Source organism: Bacillus cereus, from assembly GCF_002561295.1.
In the GTDB taxonomy this organism is placed as follows: domain Bacteria; phylum Bacillota; class Bacilli; order Bacillales; family Bacillaceae_G; genus Bacillus_A; species Bacillus_A cereus_S.
In genome coordinates, this window is the sequence record NZ_NTUG01000036.1 from 79,022 (window position 1) to 92,364 (window position 13,343).

A 13,343-nucleotide genomic window follows, 5' to 3' on the forward strand; every position below is an offset into this window, starting at 1 on the left:
GGAGAGAGAATATGATACCAAATACCGTTCGTACTCCAAACAAAAAGAAGAAATGGATTATCATTGGAGTTATTGCACTTATCGTCGCCGTTGTAGCAATCAATGTTTTTATGGTGCAAGGGAAGAAAAAAGGCACAGCAAAGGGAGACGCTGTTAGTTTTGAGAAAGTAACAGAGCGTACACTTAATAATACGAAATTGATTTCAGGGCAAGTAAAACCTGGAAATATTGAAAGTTTCTATGCAGATCCGAGCAAAGGAAAAGTGAAGGATATTGCAGTGAAAGAAGGGCAAGAGGTAGAAAAAGGAACGGCACTATTTTCTTATGAGAATGAAGAAATTAATTTACAAATGAAGCAAGCTGAACTTGATCAAAAAATGGCAAGTATGCGCTATGATCAAGGGAAAAAGAAAATAGATTCATTAAAGAAAGAGATTAAGAAAGCGAAAGATAGCGGTGCTGGGAAAGAAGTAACAGAACCGATGGAAGAGCAAGTAAGTGAACTAGAAATAGGGCAAAAAACAGCTGATCTTGAGAAAGAAAAAGGTCAACTGCAAGCAGAAGAGTTAAAGAAAAAGCAAAGTGAACTCACAATTTATAGTAATTTCGCTGGTGTTGTCCAAAAGTTAGATAAAGATGCAGCACAAAGTTCAGCGCAAGCAATGGGTGGACAAGGGAAATCATTTTTACAAATCGCCTCTAAAGATCCGTTCCAAATTCATGGGACGTTAACAGAACTTCAGAAATCACAAATTCAAAAGGATCAAACATTTACTGCAACAGCTAAAGCAAATAGTAAACAGAAATGGACAGGGAAAATTACAGAAGTAAGTGAATTCCCGACAAGTGCAGAGATGGCGCAAGCAGGTGGTGCTGAGGGAACACAAAACATGTCTCAGTATACATATAAAGCAAGTCTTGATGGACAGGAAGGTTTATCGCCAGGCTATCATGTATCCTTACAAGTAAATTTAGAAAATAAAAAGATGATTGCTGTTCCTAGCAAGAGCATTGTAGAAAAAGATGGTGAACCATTTGTTTATGTAGAAGAAAAGGGAAAACTTCGTAAACAAAATGTGAAAAAAGGTTCTACTGATGGAGACTGGACAGAAGTTCTTGAAGGCGTAACAGTGGGGCAAAAGGTGGTTAAAAATCCTTCCGATGATGTGTATGACGGAATGGAAGTGAAAGAGAAATGATTACATTAAACAATATTCATAAAACATATTATCAAGGGAAGCTGGCGGTACCGATTTTACATGGTATTAGTTTAACGATTCAAAGCGGTGAGTTTGTTTCCATTATGGGACCATCTGGTTCGGGGAAATCAACGCTCATGAATATTATCGGTTGTTTAGATCGTCCAACAGAAGGCGAATATATGTTGAACGATGTGAATATCTTAACAGCAGACGAGGCAAAACTAGCCCTCATCCGTAATGAATATATTGGCTTTGTATTCCAGCACTTTAACTTATTGCCACGTCTTTCGGCAGTAGAAAATGTTGAACTTCCGCTTATCTATGGTGGTGTGAAGAAAGCAGAGCGCCGCCAAAGGGCTCTTGAGGCACTTGGAAAGGTTGGATTGTCGGACCGCGTGCATCATTTGCCAAGTGAACTTTCAGGTGGACAAAAGCAGCGTGTGGCTATCGCGCGCTCTATTGCGAATGATCCAACGTTTATTATGGCCGATGAGCCAACAGGTGCCCTTGATACGAAGTCTGGACAGCAAGTTATGGACATTTTCACAAAGCTAAACGCAGAAGGTACGACGATTGTTATGGTTACGCATGAAGAAGAAGTCGCGGCGTATTCTTCACGCCGCATTGTGTTAAGGGACGGGAAAATTACAGAAGATAGAAGGTGTGCGGTATGAGTTTACTAGATAGTATCAAAATTGCCCTATCTTCTATTCTAGCTCATAAACTGCGCTCGGCACTTACGATGCTTGGGATTATTATTGGCGTCGGTTCCATTATTACTGTTGTTGCGATTGGGCAGGGCGGGGAAGCGATGTTAAAGTCGCAAATTGCCGGCTCTGGTAATAATGTAATGCCAATTCATTTTGCTGCAGATATCAATGATCCGTATGGGATGGGAGCAGCAGAAATGCCCAAAATAACAGAGGAAGATATTTTTGAAGTAAAGAAAATCCCAGAAATTTCACATGTAATTATAACAAATAGTACGATGGAACCACTTGAGATTAATGATAAAAAAGAGATGGTTAATGTTATTGGACTAGATAGTGAGTATTTCAAAGTAAACAAAGTGAAGGTCAAAAAAGGTCGCTCGCTCAATGAGAATGATATTTCACAGGGCAATAACGTTGTAATGATTAGCACAAAAATGGCGGAGTTATTTGAGAAAGAAAACCCTGTCGGGAAAATTATTGAGATGAAAGGCCAACCGATGCAAATTATCGGTGTATATGAGTCGGAAAATTCGTTTATGGGAATGGGGCCTTCAGAAGCGTTAGTTCCTCTTACATTATGGCCAACTTTATATGGAACAGATGAAATTCAAAGTATCGCCGTGCAGTCAAAAAATGTAGATAGTTTGGAGACTGCTGGTAAAAAGGCTGTTGAAGTGTTAAATAGTCGTAAGCCAAGTGAGATCTCAGGTAAATATGAAATGGTGAATTTAAAAGAATTCCAAGAAGGTGTTTCGAAAGTAACAAGTATCATGACAATGATCATCGGCGGTATTGCGGGGATTTCACTAGTCGTTGGTGGTATCGGTGTTATGAACATTATGCTTGTATCTGTAACGGAGCGTACGCGCGAAATTGGTGTGCGTAAAGCACTTGGAGCGACGCGCAGTAAGATCTTACTACAATTCTTAATTGAAGCGGTTATGTTAACACTTCTTGGTGGATTAATTGGAATCGGTCTTGGTTATGGGGGTGCATATATTGTGTCTACATTTGCAAAATGGCCACCGCTCGTTTCGTGGGAAGTTGTCGTTGGCGGCGTAGTATTCTCGATGACACTCGGTATTATTTTCGGATTAATTCCAGCGAATAAAGCAGCGAAATTAGATCCAATTGAAGCACTTCGTTATGAATAGGTTGCTAGTGTAGTAGAGGAACTCTCTACTACACATGCAAGAAAAGATATAAAACCTTTCTTTTTTGGATAGGAGAGAGGATCCGCCGTGGGATAGAAGCGGTCAGTGCCTTTTAGGATCCCATGCCGTGTGAGGACAAAAGTAGGAAGAGAGAGGAAGTCTTCTTTTGTGTTCATAACCTTTAGATAGGGGAGAATGGAGGCGTAGGATCAAACCATTTCTTTTAGGTGGATCCATGCTAAGTAAAAGCAAAGAGCAGACAAGAGTGCAAATGAATTTTTATTGTTCATAGCAACGATTTATAAGTTGAAAAATCAATATTGTTCTAGCGGGCGGTTCACAGTCTCTAGAAAAGAGAAAGTGAACCGCCCGCTAGAACGGGTGATATAAATACGAGGAGGTTGTTAGAATGGAACCGAATGTTAATTCGCAAAAGATTAGCGGGGAAAAACCATCGTTACTGGGAATGATTACATCTCCTGGAGTGCAGTTTGAGAAAATGAAGAATAGTAATGCAGTTTGGGGTGCGTTTTGGTTAATGGCTCTACTAGGCGGGATTATGGGAGCTCTTGCGTCATATTTATATTCCCAAGACCCTGCGACTATAGCGCAAAATAAAGAGCTTGGTATGGAATTGCCATTGGCATTTACTTTAGGCGGCGGCTTTCTCTTTGCAGCTCTTGTGATTATAATTACATTCTTTCTTGGTGCAGTTGTGTATAAAGTGTTAATGATGTTTATGAGCAATGATACTCCTTATAAAAAATTGCTAGCAATCACTGTTTATTCTAGTATTATTACTATTCTTGGTGCCATTGTAAATATAGTATTAGCATTTATTCTAGGTGGGAATGGACAAGAAATGTATACAGGCTTAGGGCCATTATTTGCTTCTACTGGTGGTGTTGTACATGGCGTTCTAAAACAGTTTGAGGTATTTGCAATTTGGGGATTAGTAGTAGCAGGATTAGGATTACACATTACGGCTGGGTTAAGTAAGAAACAAGCAACGATTCTTGTTGTTATTTTCTTCCTTTTAACATTAGGATTCGGTGCAATCGGCGGTATGTTCCCGAAAGCATAATAAGATATATAGATGATAACGGCTCCTCATAGGGGGCCGTTTTTTAATTGTGTATGTATTTGAAATACCAATCCTAGTATTTCAAATTCTCCTTAACTAAATTTGAAATTCCCTATACAGAATTTCAAATAACCCACCATGAAACTCCACTTATCTTCTTATATTGTAAAGGTACCGCGGAATAACAAAGAGGTATACCTTTTAGAAAAAGGTACGATATGAAACCGGCTACTTTTACAGAGGCAGTTACATTGTACGAAAAGATGATTAAAAACCAGATGAAGAAACTTTGTTTGTATAAGGATTATGAAGAGTACTATCAATGCGGATTAATTGGGCTTTGGAAGGCGTATGAAAAATACGAGGGGGAGAAAGGTACTTTTTCAGCGTATGCATTTGTAACAGTGCGCGGCTATTTATTAGAGAAGCTAAAGAAGGAAAGTAAATTTCAAAAACGGCATACGTGTGTGGAACAAGAAATTCTGCAAAATGTATGCGAGGCGGAAGTACCTTCAGAAATTCAAGATTATATGAGTGTGTTAGATGAGCAAGAGAAGTATGTTATTTTCGAACGTTTTTATGCTGGAAAGAAGATACATGAAATTGCCGAGGAGATGAGGATGACATATTATCAAGCGAGATGGATATATCGGCGTGCGCTGGAGAAGATGCGTGCAGAGATATAGTGAAAATAAAATGGAGGCAAGGGATATCTTTGCCTCCATTTTGTCCCGTTATTTGCGGGCAGTTTATCATTTATGTTAAAAGTCATTATGAAAATCATCAAGCATCATTTGAGCGATTAGATTACCAGCTTTTCTCCATTGCTGTTTCATTTTGTAGTAGGATATGGGGAGGGTCATGGTTTCCCCATTGTAAAAATTGAGTATAGCTTGATCATCCTTGTTTTTGGTGATTGTTTTAATGCTTTTGTAGGAGACCCAGATGCAATCCCAAGCTTTAGGAGATTTTGTTGGAATGGTACAAATGAAACGGCGATGATTAATGGGAATCGGTGTATTTTGTTGTAAATTCCATTTTTCAATAATTGCTTTTCGTCTTCCTTCATATGTAGAATAATTGTGCGAGATAATAAGTTCTTTTATGAGTTCCAATGGCGTTTTCGGTGAACAGAGAATTTCTTTTGTGGTATGAATTTGAGTACGATAAAAAGGATGTTCGTAAGGCAGCAGCATCATTACAATACTAGAAATAGCATGAAGATTGGCTGGAGCATCCAACTCAAAAGCCTCCTTTAAAAGTGGTATGTTACATATTTTAGTATATAGATTGAATATAAAAATGATTTTAAATAATTGTAAATTTTTGTAAAGTTTCTGTGAGGATTTCCATTTTTTATAATTAGTAAGTTTTCTAATTTGCATCGCTTGTACATATATATGAAAATAGAAACAGTTAGGCGGTGATAGAGTATGAAACGGAAGTATATTATTATGGCACTTGTTGTCCTTCTTTTCGTATATTTAGCAAATAGTAACCCAAGTAAAGGGGAATATACGGAATGGGCGGCAAAGCAATTTATGAAGCGCAATGATATTAGCAAAAAGTTAACAGATGTTGAAAAAGAAGATCCAGACGGGCTTATTGGTGAACTTGCGACAATTGGTAAGAAGTTAGGGAAGAAATATGTAGAGCCTCAAGTTGACTTATTGATTAACCATTATACAAAGCGAAGCGATTATATTTTCTTCTCGACATATACGACAGAATTTACACTAGGGAAAGAAAATTATAAATATGTTTCGGTTGGGCTTTCTCATATTTTTATTCCAATTGAGATGCCGAAGAAAAAAGACGAAGCTGCAAAGTGATGCAGCTTCGTCCTTTTTGTTTAAGGAGCAAGTGTTACTTCTGATACTGTCTTTTCAACAAGTCGTGCTCCCTTTTTACGAGTGTTCCCGCTAAGTGATAAGAAAATTGCAGAGGAGAGAATTGTGTCCATTACTTGGCTAATGGTTTGTTCATTCACCGGTGTAACTGGGTTGTCGATAGAAAAGACGACGGTTTTTCCATCTTCTTTTAAGAAAATCAGCTCGAGTACTGTCATTTTTGTTTACCTCCTTTTCATTAAAATTTACGGATTTGAGATATCAGATGTGCTTAAAAGCTGAACTGCGTGAAGCTTTAATTCTTGCAAGGAAGCAAGAGCAAGTCCCACTTCATGGACTTTTGTAGCTTCAGCATTTGGTTTTACTCGTTTAAACTGTTTGTTTTTTAAAATCGTTTTCCCATTGTTGTCTGTGCCGCCGTTTAGAACAAGTCGTAAGCTTAAATCAGTTACAATTGTTTCAATCGCCATGTTTGTCACCCCCTTTTCGCTATATATATAGGAGGCAACGGTCATATTTTGGCGTGAAATTTTTTCTTTTTTTTGGTACGCTTAGAAGAATAAGAGAGGAGTTTCTAAAGATGAATCGTAAATGGTTAGTTTGGATTCCCGTTTTAATTTGGATGGGGATTATTTTTTATTCTTCAGCACAGCCGTATAAGAAGCAGGATATGCGTTCAGATATTGAAAAGTATATTCCATCTCAATTTGTGGAAGAACATTTTTCATGGGTATCGATTGATTATGGTGGAGGAACACCAGTCAGTATTGAAAATAAAGGTGTTGGCGGTTTTGTTGAGTTTTTCCTTCGTAAAGGGGCTCATTTTATGGTGTTCTTTATGCTCGGAGCGCTGACATACTATGCATTGCATCGTTCAGGATATTCGAGAAAAAAGGCCTTCTTATTCGCACTTCTCTTTGTAGCAGGATATGCGACATTTGATGAAATTCATCAATCGTTTACAGGAGACCGTACACCGATGTGGCAAGACTCAGTTTTAGATACGACAGGCGGATTGACTGGTATTATAATAAGCAATTGGTTTTGGAATAGAAAAAGGAGCTAACCTTTAGGTAGGGATAGCTCCTTTTTCATATATAAATACAGATTGAAAGACCAACATAAAACCATTTCTTTTAGGTGGGAGATCAACTGCNNTGGGGGATGAAGAAAATCCCACTGATTATTAGTTGAACTTTATATGTTGGAAAATCAAATTGGATATATATTGATCGTATCTTGTCGCGTATATCGGTGATTTTTGAGATATATCAACTGTAATTCGACATAAGATATCGACCATTCAGCAATATGCGACATTTCTTGTTACATGCCAAGCAATTCTTTCAATTCGTCTGTTGATAGTTCCGTCATCCAGCTATCACTTGTGATGATGGCGCTACTTAGCGATTGTTTCCGCTCTAGCATTTCATCGATCTTTTCTTCGAGCGTACCTGTTGTAATGAGTTTATGAACATGTACAAACCGCTTTTGACCGATGCGATAAGCACGGTCAGTTGCTTGATTTTCGACAGCTGGATTCCACCAACGATCATAGTGAATGACATGGTTGGCGGCAGTTAAATTCAGACCGGTGCCACCAGCTTTTAATGAGAGGATGAAGATGTCATATGTTCCGTTTTGGAATTGTTCGATCATCTTATCCCGTTCTGCTTTCGGTACACTACCGTTTAGGAAGAGAACACGTTGACCGAATTTCTCTTCTAATATTTTCTGTAACATATTTCCCATTCCAATATATTGCGTGAAAATTAAGCAGCTTTCATTTTGATCTTTTATATTTTCAATGAGATCCATTAATGTTTGTGTCTTCATGGAACGCTGCACAATATCTATCGGTGTTTCTTCTTTTAAATAAAGAGCAGGATGATTACAAATTTGTTTTAGTTTATTTAGCATGAGTAAAATGAAGCCACGTCGTTCGATGCCAGTCAACCCTTCAATATTTTGCAGCGTATCTTGTACAAGTTGTTCATATAGTGATGCCTGCTCACCTGTTAGCGGACAGTATTCTTTCTGTTCTTGTTTGTCCGGTAAGTTTAATGCGACTGTTTGGTCTTGCTTTGTTCGGCGCAATAAGAATGGTGAGATGAATCTTTGTACTTGCTGAATTTTCGCTTCATCACGATCTTTTTCAATCGGTGTTACGAAGCGACGCTGAAATTGCCCAAGGCTCCCAAGGTACCCTTGATTTAAGAAGTCAAAAATAGACCATAGCTCTGCTAAACGGTTTTCCATTGGTGTACCTGTTAAAGCAATCTTATGATTTGCTTGTAAATTACGAACCGCTCTTGATTGTTTCGTTTGTGGGTTCTTAATATTCTGTGCTTCATCTAAGATGATTGCATCCCAGCAGTGTGTACTTAATTCTTCTTCATCAAGTTGTGCTAATGCATAAGAAGTTAATATAACATCAGCATCTTGAAGGAAGTCTTTAAATGAATCTCCTTTTGAACGATTACCTCCATAATGCAGTTGAACCTGTAAGTTCGGGGCAAAGCGTTCAAATTCTTTCTGCCAATTTCCAAGAACAGATGTCGGTGCGATGATTAATGCCGGTCCTGTTTGGAGGCGATTTTCTTTCATATATAATAAGTAAGTAATTGTTTGAATACTTTTTCCAAGTCCCATATCATCCGCTAATAACGCTCCGAACCCAAGCTCTCGTAAATATAAGAGCCATGCCACACCGTGCTCTTGGTATGGGCGAAGTGTAGCCTGTAAGGAAGAGGGGATTTGAGCTTTCGGAATGTCTCCGATATGAAGGAGCTTTTGGATGAGTTCCTCATAATAGCCATCTAGCTCAATTTCAATATCTGTAAATGGATTGTCTTCTTCGACAACTTCTACTTCGGCAGAGTTTGATAAGTGTTGCTGCAAGACGTCTTTCATTTCAAGTCCATATTTATCTGCACGCTTCATTAGTTTTCTTACTTCTTCAATAAAGGCAGGGTCTAGCCTCATCCATTGTCCGTTTAAATTGAAGAGTCGTTTATTCTGCTCGACAAGATCGAAAAATTCGCTTTCGGATAGATCAATACCATCTGTAGAAACACGCCAGTCGAAATCAACGAGAGTGTTCATACCGAAGAAGGACTGCGTCTGATTTGTACTTTGTTTCACTTGAACGCGTAACTTCGGTTTCGTTGCTTTTAGATTTTGCCACCAAGATGGTAGTAAAATATCAACGCCAGCTGCTAATAATTCGTTGCTCGCTTCTGTTAAGAAGTTCCATGCTTCTGTTTCATAGAGCTCGGTTCGAAAGTGCTCATCTTCACGAAGCCACGGAACAAGCTTGCCAAATCCTTCTTGCGTTTCATTAATACGCTCTTCATAACTATGCCATCTTTTTGGTAGTGAATCGATGTCATTGTATACATATATCCGGTGTGCTCCACGCTTCGTTGTAATAATTGTTTCGAGTTTCCACATTTCAAAATCATCGTGGGGCTCTTGAAGGCGAAGACCAATTGTAAATGGAAGATCGTCTTCAATGTAACCAATTTTTCGGAACCAATCTTCTTCATGAAGTGATGTTTCCAATTGTCTTTTCGTAAAGTCGTAATGTTCATATAATCGCTTTGCATTTTCCCAGCCATCATTTGAGCGCGCATCTTGCCGAATTGTTTCATTAATGGCATGAGAGAAAAGTGATGCAAGTGTTTCGTCTTGGATTGAAACATCTGCTACTTTCCATGAGGGATAATTACGCCAGTGTTTCATATCAGGAACGAAATTTCCAGTTGTAAAGTGGTCCCATAGCTCTTTGGCATTCGGTGTAAGAGCGGTAATGGGACCATTTATTTGTAATCCGGCAAAAGAGTTCATTGGTTTCTTTGCAATATACTCGAAAGCTTGGACGTTTGTTAACACAAATCCCATTCGTTCTTCATATGTAGCTTCTTTTAAAAAGGTACCGAAGAAGGAGGTTGTGTGCCATATGAAAGCATTTTGTTTCCAATCTTTTATCGGTAGTAGATTGCCGGTTTTATCTTCTCCCCAAAGGAACCAACCTTGACTTATGTGCTGGAGCCGAATTGTTACTTCAGTTTGTGTGATCATCGATTAACTTTCCTTTCCGCAGTTCTTCCTGTAGTGCTCGTAAGCGTGAATGTAAGTTAGCGATTTGAACAATGAAAATGTGCCACTCATCTGTTCGTTTCAGTCGTTTATAGAGCGTGCGCAATTTCTTTAAGTAGCGAACTGCACGGCGGTAGGACTTACGATTCCGTTCTTCAATTGCTTGCACAGCGGCGAGATGATAGAGCGGAAGAGCTGCTTCTGGTGCTTCTTTTTCGATTTCTTTCAGTGGTTCTTTGAGCAATTCGATAGCCTCAAATCCATATAAGAGATGGAGTTCTGTCCATGCATAATATTGTTTTTTTGCTAGTACGTATTGCTCGTAGTTTGGGAAGCTGTACGGCAGTAGTTCTTGCAAAATCATTTCCAGGCCGGCTTGTTCATTTATGTGCGTTGCATATGTTTCATACATCAGGATGAACAAACGAACGATATCTTTTATAAAAAGAGAATCGGCCCCCTCATGTATCGTTTTCTTCACTTGTTTATATGTGAACGAAAGCCAATTTTTAGCACGCTCCCATTGCATTGTGCTAAGTAAATCTTCTAGCCAGTCAAAGTAAAGGCCAACTACCTGGGCGGGCTGTGTTTCGAGCAAGTCCATCGCATATTGATCTTCTTGTTTTAAAAACAATAGGTGAGAAGAGGCAAGTGCTTTTGATAGTGGATTCATCTTCGCATCGATTCGTTTTCCTTCTTCTTGTATCCACCCTTCTTCTGCTAGCAATTCTCCCCATATATGCCGATAAATAAAGAATCTCTCTTGTGTATAGGAGTCGGTAGAGAAGAAGATGTTATGCACTTGTTGCGCGGTTTCTTGCAAAATTGGTTCACATTCAGCCGGAATTGATTCTGACTTTAAGTCACGTACAATGGATTCCACTTTATCGACAAATAATCGAACAACGTTAATTGGTTGATGATAGGAATACGTTTTGTTTGCCTCAAAGGCCGTGATTTCTTCTAATAGTTTTTGAAAGCTAAAGAGTGCAGCGTGTAATTTAAACAATTCATGTATGGTAATGACGCGCGGCGCTTTTCGTTCTAATTTCATGTAAAAGTCGGTAAAGATACTCATAAGAAAATACATTTGTCTATATGAGAGCCGTGCTTGTTCCTTTTTAAAGGCGTTATATTCAGATTCAAAATATGCATGCCAACTTTTAAAGTCCGTGTCTTCAAACGCAGACGACTGTAATATTTGCCGTGCTGTTCGGATCGGCGGAAGTGATGGTTTCGTTTTGTTTTTAAATAATGTTAATACTTCTCCGACTAATCCAAAGCTAGAAGCGGCGGATAGTAAAACAGCGAGCATGTGCTCACACTGCGTCGGCGCAAAGCAATCACAATAGCTCTCTGCGATATTACGAATCGGAATATGAACACTATACACATTTCCTTCAGCATCTACGGTACCTGATAACGTATAGCCATCAAAGTCAACGTTGTAGACGAGGCCGCTACGATATAAGTGCCGAGCGGTAGCGACATGTTCTTGATCGGCTGCTTGCTGCGGATCGAGCCCTTGAACAAACTCATTGGCGATCATTATAATTTCATCTTTCGTAATTGAATGTTGCAGCATAAGTTTTCCTCCGTACAAAGATTTCTTTCCTTTACCATTATAAACAAAAAGAAGTGAAAACAGAAAAAATGAGTTGCGGAAGAGTTATTAAACTTTGGAGTGCGTAATATTGAACGTCAAAATGCGAAAAGACTATCTCTTTTTATCAAGAGATAGCCTGTTTTTATCCAATATGAGTTATTCGCATGAATATATGTCGATTTGATACGGGATATATTGAACGTCAAAATGCGAAAAGACTATCTCTTTTTATCAAGAGATAGCCTGTTTTTATCCAATATGGGTTATTCGCATGAATATATGTCGATTTGATACGGGATATCGATGCTCCTACAAAGTGCGAAAAGCTTGTACGTATGGATCTTGTAGAATTCTTTCTACTAACGGGAACATTTCATCTTGAAATGGTATATCAATTGGAAATGGCTTTTGTGAGCCAGGTTTTGTGCCATATTGCATAAATTTATATTGAACGGATTGTTCGTGCTTAAGCACGATTAGTTTATAACGGTTGTCATCCTTTTCAAGTGAAAAATCAATTGCGGTCGCATCATATGTTACATCGTCTTTGTATATGTACGGTTTCGGTGTACCGATCCAATCTACTTTTGCATTTGGGTTCATATTGTAACCTCCTTATTGCTATTATATATATTTATTTGAATTTCCCAACATATAAGCGGTTAAACGTGTATACGGATAAAGTTATGTTGTCGTTATGTGTCGTATGGCCGATATCCTTTGTCGAATCGCCGATATAATTCGATTTGCGCCGATATATGTTGAGAAATGATCGATATATTTGAAAAATCGCCGATATAATTTCATTTACCATTTTAAATGAGCAACCAATTTGGTAAAAATCTTTTTCTCGATATCCTAAAAAGCCAGTTCTCATATATTGAGAACTGGCTGAATTGTTAGCAGTCATTGGTTATTTTAAAATTTTCACTTTAACAGTTTTGCGTCCCCATTTATTAGCTGCTGCGTCAGAGCCAACTAGAACGTCGATACGGTTACCTTTAATTGCACCGCCAGTGTCACCAGCGATTGCTTCTCCATATCCTTCTACCCATACTTTTGATCCTAATGGAATCACTTTCGGGTCAACAGCAATCATCTTCATGTTTGGATTCGCTGTTAGGTCATGACCCATTGCAGTTAATACACGGCCACCGTATGTGCCGCCATTTTCGCTCGGATGAGCTGTATATGCTGTAGCTTCAACTGTTAGTTCACGACCACCAGAAGGAGCGTTTGTTTCTGCTGCTTTTACAGCCGGCTTAGCAGCTGGTTTTGCTTGTGCTACAGGTGCTGCTGCTTGAGCAGGAGCAGGTGTTTCTTGTTTTTCAATAACAGGTGCTGTACCTGTTAAGAAAGGAACATGAACATAAGCCGTTTTCCCGTTATATTCGAATTGTAACCACTCATTTTGTACTTGGTGCGTTGTTTCAATTATATCGTCTTTCTTAAGCGTACCAAGAATTTCTGAGTTTGTGTTCGCTTCAGCACGTACGTTTAATACGTCTGCTGTTACGTAATAGATGCTTTTTGTGAACTCTGCACTTACGAATACGTCTTTACCATCTAATTTGATTTGTGACCATCCGTTTTCTGTATTTGTAACATCTAATTTATGACCATTTAATAATTT

At 38.7% G+C, this 13,343-nt stretch carries 14 protein-coding genes; 7 read left to right on the plus strand and 7 right to left on the minus strand.

Annotation, left to right across the window (positions count from 1 at the left end; all coding sequences use genetic code 11):
- Positions 1 to 11: 11 nt before the first annotated feature.
- The 5 genes from CN373_RS19360 to CN373_RS19380 all read left to right on the plus strand — a co-directional run bounded on the left by CN373_RS19360 (position 12) and on the right by CN373_RS19380 (position 4,839).
- Positions 12 to 1,199: an efflux RND transporter periplasmic adaptor subunit gene (locus CN373_RS19360; protein WP_000612807.1), complete on the plus strand. Its 1,188-nt coding sequence runs from the start codon at positions 12 to 14 to the stop codon at positions 1,197 to 1,199.
- Positions 1,196 to 1,876 (plus strand): ABC transporter ATP-binding protein, encoded by a 681-nt coding sequence (locus CN373_RS19365; protein ID WP_000631632.1) that lies wholly within the window; start codon positions 1,196 to 1,198, stop codon positions 1,874 to 1,876. The genes CN373_RS19360 and CN373_RS19365 overlap by 4 nt, the downstream gene beginning before the upstream one ends.
- A complete protein-coding gene (locus CN373_RS19370; RefSeq protein WP_098359959.1) occupies positions 1,873 to 3,069 on the plus strand; it encodes an ABC transporter permease in 1,197 nt (398 codons plus the stop codon). The genes CN373_RS19365 and CN373_RS19370 overlap by 4 nt, the downstream gene beginning before the upstream one ends.
- Before the next feature lie 409 nt (positions 3,070 to 3,478).
- The gene (locus CN373_RS19375) at positions 3,479 to 4,153 is read left to right on the plus strand and encodes a Yip1 family protein (RefSeq protein ID WP_098359960.1); all 675 of its coding nucleotides are present in this window, start codon (positions 3,479 to 3,481) and stop codon (positions 4,151 to 4,153) included.
- A gap of 218 nt (positions 4,154 to 4,371) precedes the next feature.
- Positions 4,372 to 4,839, plus strand: coding sequence for a sigma-70 family RNA polymerase sigma factor (locus CN373_RS19380; protein ID WP_098359961.1), 468 nt, complete (start codon positions 4,372 to 4,374; stop codon positions 4,837 to 4,839).
- 75 nt (positions 4,840 to 4,914) lie between these two features.
- Here the strand turns inward: CN373_RS19380 and CN373_RS19385 are convergent, their stop codons facing one another.
- Entirely contained in the window at positions 4,915 to 5,394 is a 480-nt protein-coding gene (locus tag CN373_RS19385) for a competence protein ComK (protein ID WP_240519119.1), read from the minus strand.
- Between the two features lie 192 nt (positions 5,395 to 5,586).
- Between CN373_RS19385 and CN373_RS19390 the strand changes: the two genes are divergently transcribed.
- The gene (locus CN373_RS19390) at positions 5,587 to 5,985 is read left to right on the plus strand and encodes a DUF4359 domain-containing protein (protein ID WP_098359963.1); all 399 of its coding nucleotides are present in this window, start codon (positions 5,587 to 5,589) and stop codon (positions 5,983 to 5,985) included.
- A 20-nt stretch (positions 5,986 to 6,005) separates the two neighbouring features.
- On the opposite strand, the gene CN373_RS19395 is transcribed toward CN373_RS19390, so the two are convergent.
- On the minus strand, positions 6,006 to 6,221 hold the full coding sequence (locus CN373_RS19395) for a DUF2922 domain-containing protein (protein ID WP_000217075.1): 216 nt from the start codon (positions 6,219 to 6,221) through the stop codon (positions 6,006 to 6,008).
- A 27-nt stretch (positions 6,222 to 6,248) separates the two neighbouring features.
- Positions 6,249 to 6,473: a DUF1659 domain-containing protein gene (locus tag CN373_RS19400; protein ID WP_000963864.1), complete on the minus strand. Its 225-nt coding sequence runs from the start codon at positions 6,471 to 6,473 to the stop codon at positions 6,249 to 6,251.
- Positions 6,474 to 6,583: 110 nt separating this feature from the next.
- Between CN373_RS19400 and CN373_RS19405 the strand changes: the two genes are divergently transcribed.
- Positions 6,584 to 7,069, plus strand: a complete 486-nt coding sequence (locus CN373_RS19405; protein WP_001080722.1) for a VanZ family protein — start codon at positions 6,584 to 6,586, stop codon at positions 7,067 to 7,069.
- Positions 7,070 to 7,329: 260 nt separating this feature from the next.
- On the opposite strand, the gene CN373_RS19410 is transcribed toward CN373_RS19405, so the two are convergent.
- The 4 genes from CN373_RS19410 to CN373_RS19425 form a co-directional block, all read right to left on the minus strand.
- Complete coding sequence (locus CN373_RS19410; RefSeq protein WP_000632677.1) at positions 7,330 to 10,086, minus strand: DEAD/DEAH box helicase; 2,757 nt, start codon at positions 10,084 to 10,086, stop codon at positions 7,330 to 7,332.
- The gene (locus CN373_RS19415) at positions 10,070 to 11,689 is read right to left on the minus strand and encodes an SWIM zinc finger family protein (protein WP_098359964.1); all 1,620 of its coding nucleotides are present in this window, start codon (positions 11,687 to 11,689) and stop codon (positions 10,070 to 10,072) included. Before CN373_RS19415 ends, CN373_RS19410 begins: the two co-directional genes overlap by 17 nt.
- Before the next feature lie 330 nt (positions 11,690 to 12,019).
- Positions 12,020 to 12,313: a DUF3910 family protein gene (locus CN373_RS19420; RefSeq protein ID WP_098359965.1), complete on the minus strand. Its 294-nt coding sequence runs from the start codon at positions 12,311 to 12,313 to the stop codon at positions 12,020 to 12,022.
- 310 nt (positions 12,314 to 12,623) lie between these two features.
- Positions 12,624 to 13,343: 3D domain-containing protein (locus tag CN373_RS19425; RefSeq protein WP_098359966.1), on the minus strand; the 720-nt coding region annotated here is incomplete at its 5' end.

Excerpts from the sequence above, each read along its gene's own strand:
- CN373_RS19360 (WP_000612807.1), top strand. The coding sequence starts at position 12 with ATGATACCAAATACCGTTCGTACTCCAAACAAAAAGAAGAAATGGATT.
- CN373_RS19365 (WP_000631632.1), top strand. The coding sequence starts at position 1,196 with ATGATTACATTAAACAATATTCATAAAACATATTATCAAGGGAAGCTG.
- CN373_RS19370 (WP_098359959.1), top strand. The coding sequence starts at position 1,873 with ATGAGTTTACTAGATAGTATCAAAATTGCCCTATCTTCTATTCTAGCT.
- CN373_RS19375 (WP_098359960.1), top strand. The coding sequence starts at position 3,479 with ATGGAACCGAATGTTAATTCGCAAAAGATTAGCGGGGAAAAACCATCG.
- CN373_RS19380 (WP_098359961.1), top strand. The coding sequence starts at position 4,372 with ATGAAACCGGCTACTTTTACAGAGGCAGTTACATTGTACGAAAAGATG.
- CN373_RS19390 (WP_098359963.1), top strand. The coding sequence starts at position 5,587 with ATGAAACGGAAGTATATTATTATGGCACTTGTTGTCCTTCTTTTCGTA.
- CN373_RS19395 (WP_000217075.1), bottom strand. The coding sequence starts at position 6,221 with ATGACAGTACTCGAGCTGATTTTCTTAAAAGAAGATGGAAAAACCGTC.
- CN373_RS19400 (WP_000963864.1), bottom strand. The coding sequence starts at position 6,473 with ATGGCGATTGAAACAATTGTAACTGATTTAAGCTTACGACTTGTTCTA.
- CN373_RS19405 (WP_001080722.1), top strand. The coding sequence starts at position 6,584 with ATGAATCGTAAATGGTTAGTTTGGATTCCCGTTTTAATTTGGATGGGG.
- CN373_RS19410 (WP_000632677.1), bottom strand. The coding sequence starts at position 10,086 with ATGATCACACAAACTGAAGTAACAATTCGGCTCCAGCACATAAGTCAA.
- CN373_RS19415 (WP_098359964.1), bottom strand. The coding sequence starts at position 11,689 with ATGCTGCAACATTCAATTACGAAAGATGAAATTATAATGATCGCCAAT.
- CN373_RS19420 (WP_098359965.1), bottom strand. The coding sequence starts at position 12,313 with ATGAACCCAAATGCAAAAGTAGATTGGATCGGTACACCGAAACCGTAC.